Origin of the sequence: Jannaschia pohangensis (assembly GCF_900113875.1) — a bacterium.
GTDB lineage: Bacteria > Pseudomonadota > Alphaproteobacteria > Rhodobacterales > Rhodobacteraceae > Jannaschia > Jannaschia pohangensis.
In genome coordinates this window covers 54,729-68,781 of sequence record NZ_FORA01000007.1, presented here as the reverse complement: position 1 = coordinate 68,781, position 14,053 = coordinate 54,729, and the positions used below count along the sequence as shown (strand labels likewise).

Below are 14,053 nucleotides of genomic sequence, written 5' to 3'. Positions count from 1 at the left end.
TGGTCCACGGCTGGTCGTTCCTATATGGCTGCGGTAATGCCAGCCCCGCGCGCGCCGGGAAACCCGGATCGCATCGCTCGGGCCAGCCAATCGAAGGATCCCGCCATGATCGACGCCACGACCCATCTCTGGGACGACACCGTATTGCCGTTTCAGCTCGATTCATCCGACATCCGCGGGCGCGTCGCCCGTCTGGACGGGGTGTTGGAGAACGTGCTGGCGCAACATGACTATCCCCCCGCAATCGAAGCCCTGGTGGCTGAAATGTCGCTGCTGACGGCGCTGATCGGCCAGACGATCAAGCTGCGCTGGAAATTGTCCCTGCAGGTGCGGGGGAATGGCCCGGCCCGCCTGATCGCGACCGATTACTATGGGCCGACCGACGACGGACAACCCGCCCGCATCCGCGCCTATGCCAGCTTCGACCGCGAGCGCATGGACCTGATCGAGGCGGCCGAGGCGCATCCCTTCGACCTGGTGGGCAGCGGCTATTTCGCGATCCTGATCGATCAGGGCCCGGACATGGCCCCCTATCAGGGCATCACCCCGCTTGCGGGTGGCAGCCTTGCGTCCTGTGCCGAGACCTATTTCGCCCAGTCCGAACAGATCCCCACGCGTTTTGCGCTGGCCTATGGCCGTTCCGTCCTTCCGGGCGAGGGGCAGCACTGGCGCGCCGGGGGTGTCATGCTGCAACATATGCCCAAGGCCAGCCCCCATGCCACCGGCGACGGCGGGTCGGGCGAAGGCGGGTTGCTGACGGCGGCGGATATCCTGGACGAGGACGCGGGCGAGAACTGGAACCGCGCCAACATCCTTCTGGACACGACGGACGAACTGGAGCTGATCGGCCCGACGCTGGCGCCGACCGACCTTCTGCTGCGGCTTTTCCACGAAGAGGGTCCGCGCGTCTTCGAAAGCCAGCCGATCCGCTTCGGGTGCAGTTGTTCGGCCGACAAGGTCCGTCAATCGCTGTCGATCTATTCAGCCAAGGACATCGGCCACATGACCACCGATGCGGGGCGCGTGACGGCGGACTGCCAATTCTGCGGCGCGCATTATGACTTCGACCCGGCCACCCTGGGGTTCGAGGCGACGAAGGACTCCGATGACGCCTGACGTTCTGCGGGCGGCGGTCTCCCGGCCCGGCACGTGCTCGTCGGACTTCGATCTGAACGGCTCGGTCGTTCTGCCCGAAGGCCGGGTGCTGCGTCCGGCCGGTGTCCTGGTCCCCTTCGTCGAGACGGATCGGGGCTTGCGCCTGCTTCTGACCAAGCGATCCTCCCGTTTGCGGCACCATCCGGGGCAGATCGCCTTTCCTGGTGGCAAGCAGGAAGCAGGTGAAACGCCTGTGGACGCAGCCTTGCGCGAAGCGAACGAGGAAGTCGGCCTGCCGCTTGGTCACGCCACGCTTCTCGGCGCCCTGCCGCCGCACGAAACCGTCACGGGCTTCACCGTGACGCCCGTGCTGGCCCTCGTGCGTGCCTTCGACCCCGTTCCCGAACCCGGCGAGGTCGAGGAGATCTTCACGGTGCCCCTGGCCCATGTGCTGACCCCCGAAAACTTCGTCATCGAACGGCGCAGGTGGCGGGGGGAGTGGCGCAGGTTCTATGCCGTGCCCTATGGTCCCTATTACATCTGGGGGGCGACCGCCCGGATACTTCGGGGGTTGGCGGATCGGATCTATGCGGATCACGGGTGACTGGCTGACGGCAGCGGCGACGCAGGCCGTCTTTGCCCTGCTGGAAGAGGCGGGGTTTCGGGCGCTGGCCGTCGGCGGCTGCGTGCGCAATGCCGCCCTGGGCGCGTCGGTCGCGGATATCGACATCGCCACCGATGCGACGCCCGACCGGGTCATGGAGCTGGCCCTGGCGGCGGACCTGCGCACCATTCCCACGGGGCTCGACCACGGCACCGTCACCGTGGTCTCGGGCGGCATCCCGCACGAGATCACGACGTTCCGGCGCGACGTGGAAACGGATGGTCGCCATGCGACCGTCGCCTTTTCGGATGACGTGGCCGAAGACGCGGGCCGCCGCGATTTTACGATGAACGCGCTTTATGCGCAGGCGGATGGCACGGTGATCGACCCCCTGGGCGGCCTGCCGGACCTTGCTGCGCGGCACGTGCGGTTCATCCGCGACCCCGCCGCGCGCATCACCGAAGACTATCTGCGCATCCTGCGCTTCTTCCGCTTCACCGCCTGGTATGGCGACCCGACGCTCGGCCTCGATGCCGAAGGGCTGGCCGCCTGCGCCGAGTTGCAGGACGGGTTGGACCGGATCAGCCGGGAACGCGTGGGCAGCGAGCTGCGCAAGCTGCTGTCGGCCCCCGACCCCGCGCCCTGTGTGGCGGCGATGGCGCAGAGCGGCATCCTGAGCCGACTCATGCCCGGGGCGGATGCGAGCGCCTTGGCGCCGCTCGTCCATTTCGGCGGCGCCGGCTGGATCGCCCGGCTTGCGGTTCTGGGCGGCGACGCGTCGGACCTGCGCCTGTCGCGGGCCGAGGACCGGGCGTTGCACGACATCGCGACCGCCGCCCGCGACGGCACCGCGCCCTTCGATCTGGGCGATGCCCTGGGGGCCGAAGCCGCCCGCGACGCCCTGCTGGTGCGCGCGGCCCTGATGGGTGCGCCGCCCGACCCCCGCGCCCTGACCGAGGCCGCAGAGGGTGCAGCGGCGGATTTCCCGCTGACGGCAGGCGACCTTATGCCCGACCTGACCGGCCCGGCCCTGGGTCAGGGGCTGGCCCGCGCCCGCGCCCTGTGGCGCAGTCGCAAGGGACAGGTCGACCACGCGACCCTGATCGCCGAGGCGCACAGGTGATCGATCCGCTTTACCTCTTCGTCTTCGCGGGTCTGTTCACGCCCGGGCCGAATGTCATCCTGCTGACGGCGTCTGGCGCGCGCTTCGGATTTCGCGCGACCCTGCCGCATGTTCTGGGCGTGGCGACGGGCGTCGGCGTGACAAGTGGGCTGACCGCGCTTGGGATCGGCGCGCTCCTGCTGGCGGTTCCGGCGCTCAAACTGACGTTGCAGATCCTCGCGGTGACCTGGATTCTTTGGATGGCGTGGAAACTCCTGCGCTCCCGGGGCGCGCGGGCCGAGGGCAAGGACCGGCCCTTCACCTTCCTCGAGGCGGTGCTGTTCCAGTGGGTCAATCCCAAGGTCTGGATCATCGCCCTGGCCGCGTCGTCAGGCTATGCGTCGGACCTGCCCGCGCATCTGGAGGCCCTGCGGATCGGCAGCGCCTTCAGCGGCGTCAACCTGTTTGTCTGCTTGTTCTGGACCTTTGCGGGCACACTTCTGGCCTATCTGCTGACCACGCCGCTGGCCTGGCGGATCTTCACCACGGTCATGGCGATCGCCTTGGCGGGCTCGGGTCTTATGGTCTTCCTCGCCTGAGGGTCTATATATCGGGGACAGTCGAAAGCCCCGATCATGTTCCGTTTCTTCGAGACCCTCGTCGATCCCTATGCGCACACCGCAGAGGCCGATGTCCCACCCGCCCGGCTCTGGCCGTTCCTGCGCGACTATTCGCGCCCCTTCAAACGTGCCTTCGTCTGGGCCGGGGTGACGGCGGTGATCGTCGCCGTGGTCGAAATCTGGCTGCTGTCCTACATGGGTCGCCTCGTCGACCTTTTGTCCACGTCCGAACCGGGCGCGTTCCTGGCCGAGAATGGGGTCGAGCTGACGTTGGTCGCGCTCTTCATCCTGGTGCTGCGGCCCGGGTTGCAATCGCTCAACACGCTGCTGCTGAACAACGCGATCCTGCCCAATTTCGGCACGCACATGCGGTGGAGGGCCCACAACCACGTGTTACGCCAGTCGGTCGGCTGGTTCGAGAACGACTTCGCCGGGCGCATCGCCAACCGCATCATGCAGGCGCCCCCCGCCGCGGGCGAAGCCGTGTTTCAGGTCTTCGATGCCATCGCCTTCGCCATCGCCTATCTGGTCGGGGCGGCGATCCTGCTCTGGGGGGCCGACCCGCGTCTTGTCCTGCCGCTTCTGGGCTGGCTTGTGCTCTATGGCCTACTGGTGCGCTGGACGATTGCCCGCGTCGGGCCCGCCTCCAAGGCCAGCAGCGACGCGCGGTCGATGACCACGGGCCGCGTCGTCGATGCCTATAGCAACATCCATTCGGTCAAGCTTTTTGCCCACGAGGGGCGGGAGCTGGAATACGCCCGCGACGCCATCGAACAGACCCGCGCGACGTTTCAGCGGGAGATGCGGATCTTCACGATCATGGATGTGGCCCTGGTTGTCCTGAACGGCTTGCTGATCGTCGGCGTCGTCGGGTGGGCCATCGCCCTCTGGGTCAATGGCGCGGCCTCGGTCGGGGTGGTGGCGGCGGCGACGGCCCTTGTCCTGCGGCTCAACGCGATGACGGGTTGGATCATGTGGGCGCTGACGTCCTTCTTCCGCTCCCTCGGCGTGGTCGAGGAAGGGATGGAGACGATCGCCCAACCCATCACGCTGCGCGACCGCCCCGACGCAAAGCCCCTCCAACTGGAGCGCGGGGCCATTACCTTCGACGCGGTGACCCACCATTACGGCGGCGGCAAGGGCGGGGTGACGAACCTGTCACTGTCCATCGCGCCGGGCGAAAAGGTCGGCCTGATCGGACGGTCGGGGGCGGGCAAGTCCACGCTGGTCAAGCTGCTGCTCCGCTTCTACGACCCCGAACAGGGCCGCATCCTGATCGACGGGCAGGACATCACCCGCATCACCCAGGACAGCCTGCGCCATGCCATCGGGATGGTGCAGCAGGACAGCAGCCTCTTGCACCGTTCGGTTGCCGACAACATCCGCTATGGGCGGGCCGATGCGTCCGATGCCGACCTCGCGGCGGCGGCGAACAAGGCGCAGGCCCATGATTTCATCCTGGATCTTGCCGACCCGGAAGGACGGCAGGGCTATGCGGCGCAAGTTGGCGAGCGGGGCGTCAAGCTGTCTGGCGGCCAGAGGCAGCGCGTGGCACTGGCCCGCGTCATCCTGAAGGACGCGCCCATCCTGGTGCTGGACGAAGCGACCAGCGCGCTCGACTCCGAGGTGGAGGCCGCAATTCAGGACACGCTCTATGGCATGATGGAGGGCAAGACCGTCATCGCCATCGCGCACCGCCTGTCGACCATCGCGGCCATGGACCGCATTCTGGTCATCGACGATGGTCGCATCATCGAAGACGGAACCCACGACGACCTTCTTGCACAGGGCGGGCTCTATGCGTCGTTCTGGGGGCGCCAGTCGGGCGGGTTCATCGACGCCGACGCGCTTCAGGGGGCCGCCGAATGATCCGAGCCATGTCCGACTATTTCGGCCGGTTGATCCCGCCGTTCGCCCCGGCGGATGCGCCGCCGCCAACGACGCTGGCCGCCTTTTTCGGCTGGTGCCTCAAGGGGGGGTGGCCGCCGCTTCTGGTGGCCTTCGCCGTCTCGGCGCTGGCCGGGACGACCGAGATCGCGACGGCCTTCTTCCTTGGCGCGGTCATCGACAGCGCCGCCGACCCGTCGGGCGGATACCTGGTGCGCAATGGCCTGCTACTGGCGGGGTTTCTGGCGTTCTATCTGATCGCGCGGCCACTCGTGTTCGGCGCATCGGCGGCCTTCAACGGCATCACCGTGGCCCCGAACGTCTATCCGCTGGTCCAGTCGCGCCTGCACCGCTGGACCCTGGGACAGGCGGTCAGCTTTTTCGACAACGACTTTGCCGGGCGCATCGCCGCCAAGCAGATGCAGACCGCCCGCGCCGTCACCGATGTCACCGGCGAATTCATCAACGTGGTTGCCTTTTCGCTGGCGTCGCTGATCGGGTCGGCCCTGCTGATGCTGACGATCGACTGGCGCATCGCGCTGGCCTTGGCGGTCTGGCTGGTCGGGTATCTGTGGCTTTTCCGGTTCTTCATGCCGCGCATCCGGGCCCGCTCCAAGGTGCGCGCCGCCGCCCGCGCGACGGTCACGGGTCAGGTGGTCGACACTGTCACCAACATCAAGACCGTCAAGCTGTTCGGGCATGCCGATCATGAGGATCGCGCCGCCCTCGACTCCATGGCCAAGCTGCGGACCGAGGCGCTGGCCTTTGGCCGCATCTCGACGGCCTTTCGTTTTGCCCTGATGTTCTGCGCGGGCCTGCTGCCTATCCTGATGATCGGCGGCACCCTGCTGCTGTGGCGCGCCGGGTCGGCCACGGCGGGGGATATCGCCGCCGCCGGGGCGATTTCCTTCCGGCTGAGCCAGATGACCGGCTGGGTCAGTTTCACGCTGATGGGCATGTACGCCAACCTGGGCGAGATCGAGGACGGGATGCGCACCCTGACTCCGCGCTGGACCCTGACCGATGCCGATACCGCGAAAGACCTGCCGCCGGTTCAGGGGGCCATCGCGCTCGACGACGTGACCTTTACCTATGGTCGACAGGGCGGCGGCGGCGGCCTGCGCGACCTCACGCTGCGGCTTCGGCCGGGGGAAAAGCTCGGGGTCGTGGGCGCATCGGGGGCGGGCAAGTCCACCCTCGTGGCCCTGCTCCTACGGCTCTACGATCCGGAAAAGGGGCGGATCACCATCGACGGCCACGACCTGCGCGACGTGACGCAGGACAGCCTGCGCCACCAGATCGGCATGGTCACGCAGGAAACCGCGATGTTCAACCGCACGGCCCGCGACAACATTCTCTATGGTCGCCCCGATGCCACCGAAGAACAGGTCATCGACGCCGCCCGCCGGGCCGAGGCGCATGACTTCATCACCACCCTGCGCGACCACAAGGGCAACACCGGATACGACGCCTTCCTGGGCGAGCGGGGCGTGAAGCTTTCGGGTGGTCAGCGCCAGCGCATCGCCCTGGCCCGCGCCATCATCAAGGACGCGCCCATCCTGGTGCTGGACGAGGCAACGAGTGCCCTCGATTCCGAAGTGGAGGCGGCGATTCAGACCGCGCTCGACCGCGTGATGGACGGCAAGACCGTCCTCGCCATTGCGCACCGCCTGTCGACCATCGCGCGCATGGACAGGATCGTCGTGCTGGAAGACGGGCGGATCGTCGAAGACGGCACCCACGCCGAACTGCTGGCGGCCAGGGGCATTTATGCCCGCTATTGGGATCGTCAGTCGGGCGGATTCATCGGGGTGGAAGACGTCGCGGCAGAGTGAAATCCGCCAGGGCCCGCCACGGCTCCGTTCCCGATATGGCGAAAGCCGCGCGCCGGTGCTACGGCGCATCCCATGACACATACCATCACCCGTCTCGGCCACCACGGCGACGGCATCGCGACGGGCGATGCCGGCCCGCTGTTCGTCCCCCGGACCCTGCCGGGCGAAGTCGTGACCGGCGATGTCCTGGGCGACCGGGTGCCCGACCCGAAGATTGTCACGCCGTCCACCGACCGGGTGGCCCCGCCGTGTCCGCATTTCCGGCGCTGCGGGGGATGCGCATTGCAACATGCCTCCGACGCCTTCGTGGCGCAGTGGAAGCAGGATGTGACGCGCGACGCATTGGCCCGCGCCGGTATCACGGCCACCATCGCCGGGATCGCGACATCGCCTCCCAACACCCGCCGCCGCGCCGCCCTGTCGGGACGCCGCACCAAGAAGGGCGCGCAGGTCGGCTTTCACGTCCGCGCCTCGACCGACGTCGTAGAGATTCCGGACTGCAAAGTTCTGGACCCGGCCATCCTATCGGCCCTTCCGGTGCTGGAGCAGGTGACCCGCATCGCCGCCAATCGGGGCGGAGAGGTCACGCTGACCGTCACCCTGACGGACAGCGGGCTGGACCTGAGCCTGTCGGACGCCAAACCGCTCGACCGGGACGCGATGGTCGCGCTGGCCCCGCTGGCCGCGGCTTTTGCGCGGATCACCTGGAACGGGGAGCCGGCCTTGCAGCAGACGCCGCCGGTGCTGCGGCTGGGCGGCGCGCCCGTCACGCCGCCGCCCGGCGCCTTTCTGCAAGCGACCGCCGAGGGCGAGGCCGCCCTGTCGGCCCGGGTCACCGACCTTCTGGCGGGGGCCACGCGGGCGGTCGACCTGTTCGCGGGCTGCGGCACCTTCACCTTTCCGCTGGCCCGAACGATGCCGATACATGCCGTCGAAGGCGACCGCGCGCTGACCCAGGCGCTGTCGGACGGGGCGCGCCATGCGACAGGCCTCAAGGCGATCACATCCGAGGTGCGCGACCTGTTCCGCAACCCGCTTCTGCCCGACGAACTGGCCCGGTTCGACGCCGCCGTCATCGACCCGCCGCGCGCGGGGGCCGAGTCGCAGGTGGCGCAATTGATCCTGTCCAGGATCCGCCGGATCGCCTTCGTCAGCTGCAACCCCGGCACCTTCGCCCGCGACGCCGCCACCCTGATCGCGGCGGGATTCCGCATGGGCCCCGTGACGGTCGTGGATCAATTCCGCTGGTCCCCCCATATCGAGCTTGTCACCCTCTTCGAGAGATCCTGATGCGCGCCGCCCTGAACGATTTTCTTGAACGTCCCTTTGTCCGAAACTTCATAGTCGCCGTCATTCTGGTGAATGCCGTGACCCTGGGGCTCGAAACGGTGCCGCCGGTGATGGACCGATATGCCGGGCTTCTGACCGTCATCGACCGGATCTGTCTCGGCATCTTCGTGGTCGAACTGCTGGCCAAGATCGTCGCCCAGGGCAGGCGTTTCTGGACGCAGGGCTGGAACATCTTCGACTTCGTCATCGTCGGCATCGCGCTTGTCCCCACGGCGGGTCCGCTCAGCGTCTTGCGGGCCCTGCGCATCCTGCGGGTCCTCAGGATCGTGTCGGTCTTTCCGCGCCTGCGCCGGGTGGTCGAGGGCTTCGTGACGGCGCTTCCCGGCATGGGCAGCGTGTTCCTGCTGATGGGGATCATCTTCTACATCGCCGCCGTGATCGCGACCAAGCTCTTTGGCGCGTCCTTCCCGGAGTGGTTCGGGGACCTCGGAAAATCGGGCTATACCCTGTTCCAGATCATGACGCTCGAATCCTGGTCCATGGGCATCGTGCGCCCGGTCATGGAGGTTTTCCCCTACGCCTGGGTGTTCTTCGTGCCCTTCATCATGGTCACCACCTTTGCCGTGGTGAACCTGCTCGTTGGTCTGATCGTGAATTCGATGCAGGACGCCCATGCAGAGGAGTCGAACGCCGCCACGGATGCCTACCGCGACGAGGTTCTGGCCCGTCTGGAGGCAATCGAGAAAACCATCCGGGAACGCGGCCCCTAGGTCAGACCCATTTGCCCTTGCGCTTGGGGCGGATCGCCCGGGGCAGAAACTTGGCCGTCGTCCAGGAGATGAGCTTCACATCCATCCAGAACGTCCGGTTGCGCTGATACAGAAGGTCGAGCGCGGCCTTTCGCGGCACGCAGACGCGGATGTACTCGGCCTCGGTCTCGGCGGCGGTATTGCAGGCCGACAGGATGCGTTCCTCGTGGGGCGAATAGATCAGACTGGCCAGGCCGGTGACCCCGGGCCGGGATTTCAGAACTTCGCCATAGAGGTCCGGGAACATCTCGACATAGCGGCGCAGGGGCGGGCGCGGCCCGACGAAGCTGACGTCGCCTTTCAGGATGTTCCACAGTTGCGGCAGTTCATCGAGCCTGCGCCGACGCAGGGCCGCGCCGAGCGGGGTGATCCGGGATGCCTTGTCGCCGCCGGTCACGCCCGTGTCGGACGGATCGTCGGCCATCGTGCGGTATTTCCAGAGCGTGAACGCTTCGGTCGGCGATTTCATCCGCTCGGAGCCATAGAAGATCGGCCCGCCCTGTTGGCGCCAGACCTTCCAGGTCACGACCGCAAAGACCGGGGCCAGGAAGACCATCAGGTAGAGCGAGAACAGGATGTCGAACAGCCGCTTGCCCGGGGTCATCGGCAGACCTCGCGCCATTCGGCCACGATCCGCGCCGGGTCGGAGGCGTCGGGCGGAAGGGGAAGGAGCGATTGCAGCAGCCGGGTGTCCAGTTCCACCTCGGGGATCGCGGCCGGGGGCGCGCGCATGGGCGTCCAGGACAGGGCGGCGGCGCGCAACAGGGCCGCCATTTCCACGGTGCCCGGCGCCGCGACGTTCAGGATCTCTGGCAAGGGCCCCGGATGGATCGCCAGACGCACCAGCACCTCCGCCAGCGTCCGGGGGCCGATGTAACTGCGCCTGGGGCTTCGCCCGTCCGGAAAAATGTCGAGGCCGGGCGGAGTCTTGTCGAGGCTCGACAACAGCGCATCGGCCCCCGCGACATTGCCCAGACGCAGAATCGTGACTTCGGGCCCGTTCGGATGTGCGGCGCACCACCGGGCCACGTTCTCTTCCATTTCGGCCTTCGCCGTCCCGTAGGGTGCGACGGGCGTGGGCGCGGCCGTCTCAACCAATGGCCCGGATGCGCGACCATAGACAGCGGCCGAAGAGAACAGGATGACCCGCTTGACCTTGGCGGCCTCTGCCGCGCGCAGGGTCTGGCAAGCGGTGCTCGTGTTGGCGGCGAGCGCGCGCGCGTCGCCCCGGGTCACCCCGGCCAGCCCGACGACACAGGACCGGCCACGGAGCCCGGTCTCGAGCGGATCGCCGCGACGAAGCCAGGCCACGTCCGCCCCCGCCCAGACGGTCCGCAACATGCGCCCGATGCGTCCGGTCGATCCGGTGACGGCCAATCCGTCGGGGGGTGGGGCAGCGTCGGACATGACCGCTCCGAGATTTCAGCGTCCCTTGGGGCCTGACGCGAAGTCGTTGCAGAATCAAGACACCCGGTGGCCGGAAGTCGCCGAAACGGAAGGCGCGCCTTTCCGAACAGACCACCGGCGGGCATGAAGAGCGGGCCGCAAGCCAAAGGTCAAATGCCATGACGACCCTGTCCAAAGCCGTTGCAATCGCGTTTGCCGCGCTGGCCCTGCCCGCCGCCGCGCAAGACATTCGCGCCATCAACAGCTATGGCGTGCCCGGTCTCATCGACTTGCCGACGGCCCAGATGCAGCCTGATGCGGAACTCACGACCAGCCTGACCCTGCTGTCCAACGGCTCCGGTCGGACCCAGATCGCGTTTCAGCTGACCCCGCGGCTTCAGGCCGTGTTCCGCTATGCGACCGTTCCCGATTTCCTGCCCATCGGGCCGAATTTCGTGCGCACGTATGACCGCAGCTTCGATCTTCGCTATCAGCTCTTGACCGAAACCGCGCGCCGCCCCGCCGTGACCGTCGGCATTCAGGACATCGGCGGCACCAGTCTCTATGCCTCCGAATACGTCGTCGCGACCAAGTCTTTCGGCGACCGCTGGACCGTGACAGGTGGCCTTGGGTGGGGTCGGCTTGGCACGCGCGGCGGGTTCACCAACCCGCTCGGCATCGTCAGCGACAAGTTCGAGACACGCCCGCCCCTGACCATCGGCACCGGCGGACAGTTCCAGACCAGCCAGATCTTCCGCGGCGACGCCGCCCTGTTCGGCGGGGTTCAATACCGCTGGAACGACCGGCTGACCCTGACGGCGGAATATTCGTCGGACGCCTATGTCGAGGAAGAGGCGCGCGGCATCTTCGACGCGAAAACGCCGCTCAACTTCGGCTTCGACTATCGTCTGCGACCGGGGACCAGCCTGTCGGGATATGTCCTGCATGGCTCCGAAGTCGGTGTGACGCTTCAATTCTCGCTCAATCCCAAGCGGTCGCCCGTGGGCAGCGGCATCGGTCCGGCCGCACCGCCGGTGACCCTGCGCCCCGCGCCCCAGGACGATCCGGCGGCCTGGGATGCCGCCTGGACCCAGAACCCCAGTGCGCCGGTGATCCTGCGCGCGGGGCTTGGCACCGTGATGGCCGATGCGGGCCTGCCGTTGGTCGCCAGCAAGATCGAGGGTAGCCGGGCCGAAATCCATTTCCGCAATCCGATCTATGGCGCACAGCCCCAGGCCATCGGGCGCGCCGCCCGCGCCGCCACCGCCGTGCTTCCGGCTTCGGTCGAGACGCTGGTCTTCGTGCCGCTGAACGAGGCCGGACTGGCGGGCGATGCCGTGGTCCTGCGCCGCAGCGACATCGAGGCGCTGGAAAACAGCCCGAACGGCGCCGACGAATTGCTGGCCGTCGCGGGCCTTGTCGATGCCGCCCGCCTGGACCGCGCCGGTCTGGTCGTGCAGCCCGACGCCTATCCGCGCTTCCAATGGGCGCTTGGCCCCTATGTCGCGGTCAGCACGTTTGATCCCGACAATCCCCTCCGCCTCGACCTCGGGGCCGAGTTGTCGGCCAGCTATCAACCCGTCGCGGGCCTGATGTTCGAGGGGGCGTTGCGCCAACGGATCGTCGGCAACCGGGACGGTTCGACCCGGCCGTCGGACTCGGTGCTGCCGCGCGTGCGCTCGGAATCGAACCTGTTCGCGCGCACCGACAAGCCCTTCATCCCCTATCTGACCGGCACCTACATGTTCCGGCCCGGCCCCAACCTTTATGGTCGCGTCTCGGCCGGCCTGCTGGAGCCGCAGTTCGGTGGTGTCTCGGGCGAGTTGCTGTGGAAGCCCTCCGGCTCCCGGCTGGCGCTTGGGGTGGAGGTCAGCAAGGTCCGCCAGCGCGATTTCGACATGCAGCTCGGCTTTCAGGACCTGGAGGCGACGACTGCCTTCGTCAGCGCATATTACAACCACGGCAACGGCTTCCACAGTCAGGTCGACGTGGGTCAGTATCTGGCCGGTGACCGGGGCTTGACCTATGAACTTGCCCGCGAGTTCGCCAATGGCTGGCGGGTCAGCGCCTATGCAACGAAGACGAACGTCAGCGCGGCAGAATTCGGCGAGGGCAGCTTCGACAAGGGGATTCGGTTGCGGGTGCCCTTCAGCTGGTTCACCGGACAGCCGACGCAGACCTCGGGCAATGTTCTGGTCCAGCCCATCTTGCGGGACGGTGGCGCCCGCCTCAACCTGCGCAATCGCCTTTACCCGCTAGTGCGGGATCAATCCGCGCCGGACCTGACGGACGATTGGGGGACGGTCTGGAGATGACGATGATGACGCGCCTTGCCCGCCCGCTCCTGATCGCCCTGGGCCTGACCCTTGGCCTGACCGCTTGCGGCAACAATCCGGTGAAGTCCCCCCTGGTGATCGCCGGGGGATCGCTTCTGGGTGTCGTCCGACCGGGTCAACCGGTCCCCGATGCCCGTCAGGTCTTGTCGCCGCAACTGATCGCAGCGTCGCCCGTCTCGGCGCTTCTGGTGATCCAGAAGACCGCCGATTCGGGGTTTACCGTCATTCCCGTCGCCTCCAACCGGGGCACGGTGCAATGGGCCGCCGGGGATGATCGCGGGTTGCTCCGGCGCGACGGCGTGTTGGTGGGCACACGGGGGTATGGCTTCGACTTGATGACCGCCGATATCGCGCCGCTGGTCGCGGCTTTCGCGGCTGGCGGGGGCAGCGATGTGCAACGGGTGAATCGCTATCTGACGGGCGAAGGCTTGATTGAGACGCGTGATTACCTTTGTGACGTCCGTCTGATCGGCAATGAGACGTTGGACATCTACGGCAAACGCCACGCGACGCGGGTATTCGAGGAAGACTGCCGCGCCACCGGCGGCGATTTCGTCAATAGATACTGGGTGGAATCGAACGGCACCGTCCGCAAGAGCATCGAACGAATCAGCCCCGAGGTCGGCGATTTCGAGATCATCCGACTGACGGAATAGCGGGCTCGCGGGCCGGATCGACCCGGTCGCAGCACACGACCGTTGCGGAAACGACATCGTTTTCAGCGACTAGGCGGGAAGCTGCGGCAAAAGTCAGCTTTGTTTACCCTGATGCCCAGAACGGCTTGATTGCGGCAGATTAGTGAAATATCTACAAAAATGAACTCGGATAGCTGGAGTCATCCAATGACCAAATTTTTCGCCCTCGCCGCTGCTGCCACTCTGGCCGTTGCTCCCCTCGCTGCTTCCGCTGACGAAGCCGTTCGCGTCGTGACCGACAAGTCGTCGCAAAGCGCGATCCTGGCCGGTTCGTCCGCTCTGACCGTCGGCGCGGTGATCGTCATCGCCGGCGTGTTGTTCGCAGTTGTCGCCGACGGTTCCTCGGCGACCGGAACGACGCTCGTCGCTCTGCCCGGCGGCACCTTCTAAGGGT

13 protein-coding genes are annotated in these 14,053 nt (G+C 67.1%); 11 read left to right on the top strand and 2 right to left on the bottom strand.

The window, feature by feature from the left end; genetic code table 11:
- Positions 1-105 precede the first annotated feature (105 nt).
- The 8 genes from hslO to BM002_RS17630 all read left to right on the top strand — a co-directional run bounded on the left by hslO (position 106) and on the right by BM002_RS17630 (position 9,203).
- Positions 106-1,116, top strand: a complete 1,011-nt coding sequence (hslO, locus tag BM002_RS17665) for an Hsp33 family molecular chaperone HslO (RefSeq protein ID WP_092784517.1) — start codon at positions 106-108, stop codon at positions 1,114-1,116.
- Positions 1,106-1,699, top strand: a complete 594-nt coding sequence (locus tag BM002_RS17660; protein ID WP_092784514.1) for a CoA pyrophosphatase — start codon at positions 1,106-1,108, stop codon at positions 1,697-1,699. The genes hslO and BM002_RS17660 overlap by 11 nt, the downstream gene beginning before the upstream one ends.
- Positions 1,683-2,822 (top strand): CCA tRNA nucleotidyltransferase, encoded by a 1,140-nt coding sequence (locus tag BM002_RS17655; RefSeq protein WP_092784511.1) that lies wholly within the window; start codon positions 1,683-1,685, stop codon positions 2,820-2,822. The genes BM002_RS17660 and BM002_RS17655 overlap by 17 nt, the downstream gene beginning before the upstream one ends.
- On the top strand, positions 2,819-3,400 hold the full coding sequence (locus BM002_RS17650) for a LysE family translocator (protein ID WP_092784508.1): 582 nt from the start codon (positions 2,819-2,821) through the stop codon (positions 3,398-3,400). The genes BM002_RS17655 and BM002_RS17650 overlap by 4 nt, the downstream gene beginning before the upstream one ends.
- Positions 3,401-3,436: 36 nt before the next feature.
- Positions 3,437-5,290, top strand: coding sequence for an ABC transporter ATP-binding protein (locus tag BM002_RS17645; protein ID WP_092784505.1), 1,854 nt, complete (start codon positions 3,437-3,439; stop codon positions 5,288-5,290).
- Positions 5,287-7,143, top strand: a complete 1,857-nt coding sequence (locus BM002_RS17640) for an ABC transporter ATP-binding protein (protein WP_245749314.1) — start codon at positions 5,287-5,289, stop codon at positions 7,141-7,143. The genes BM002_RS17645 and BM002_RS17640 overlap by 4 nt, the downstream gene beginning before the upstream one ends.
- A gap of 72 nt (positions 7,144-7,215) precedes the next feature.
- Positions 7,216-8,433 carry a class I SAM-dependent RNA methyltransferase gene (locus BM002_RS17635; RefSeq protein ID WP_092784499.1) on the top strand — a complete coding sequence of 406 codons (1,218 nt, stop codon included), beginning with the start codon at positions 7,216-7,218 and terminating at the stop codon, positions 8,431-8,433.
- Complete coding sequence (locus tag BM002_RS17630; RefSeq protein ID WP_092784496.1) at positions 8,433-9,203, top strand: ion transporter; 771 nt, start codon at positions 8,433-8,435, stop codon at positions 9,201-9,203. Before BM002_RS17635 ends, BM002_RS17630 begins: the two co-directional genes overlap by 1 nt.
- A gap of 1 nt (position 9,204) precedes the next feature.
- Here the strand turns inward: BM002_RS17630 and BM002_RS17625 are convergent, their stop codons facing one another.
- Entirely contained in the window at positions 9,205-9,864 is a 660-nt protein-coding gene (locus tag BM002_RS17625; RefSeq protein ID WP_342707409.1) for a sugar transferase, read from the bottom strand.
- Positions 9,843-10,649 (bottom strand): NAD-dependent epimerase/dehydratase family protein, encoded by an 807-nt coding sequence (locus BM002_RS17620; RefSeq protein WP_092784493.1) that lies wholly within the window; start codon positions 10,647-10,649, stop codon positions 9,843-9,845. The genes BM002_RS17625 and BM002_RS17620 overlap by 22 nt, the downstream gene beginning before the upstream one ends.
- Positions 10,650-10,807: 158 nt before the next feature.
- On the opposite strand from BM002_RS17620, the gene BM002_RS17615 reads away from it, so the two are divergent.
- The 3 genes from BM002_RS17615 to BM002_RS17605 all read left to right on the top strand — a co-directional run bounded on the left by BM002_RS17615 (position 10,808) and on the right by BM002_RS17605 (position 14,049).
- Positions 10,808-12,943 (top strand): YjbH domain-containing protein, encoded by a 2,136-nt coding sequence (locus tag BM002_RS17615; RefSeq protein WP_092784490.1) that lies wholly within the window; start codon positions 10,808-10,810, stop codon positions 12,941-12,943.
- A 2-nt stretch (positions 12,944-12,945) separates the two neighbouring features.
- Positions 12,946-13,620, top strand: coding sequence for a YjbF family lipoprotein (locus tag BM002_RS17610; RefSeq protein WP_175484955.1), 675 nt, complete (start codon positions 12,946-12,948; stop codon positions 13,618-13,620).
- A 186-nt stretch (positions 13,621-13,806) separates the two neighbouring features.
- Positions 13,807-14,049 (top strand): hypothetical protein, encoded by a 243-nt coding sequence (locus tag BM002_RS17605; protein WP_092784484.1) that lies wholly within the window; start codon positions 13,807-13,809, stop codon positions 14,047-14,049.
- Positions 14,050-14,053 lie beyond the last annotated feature (4 nt).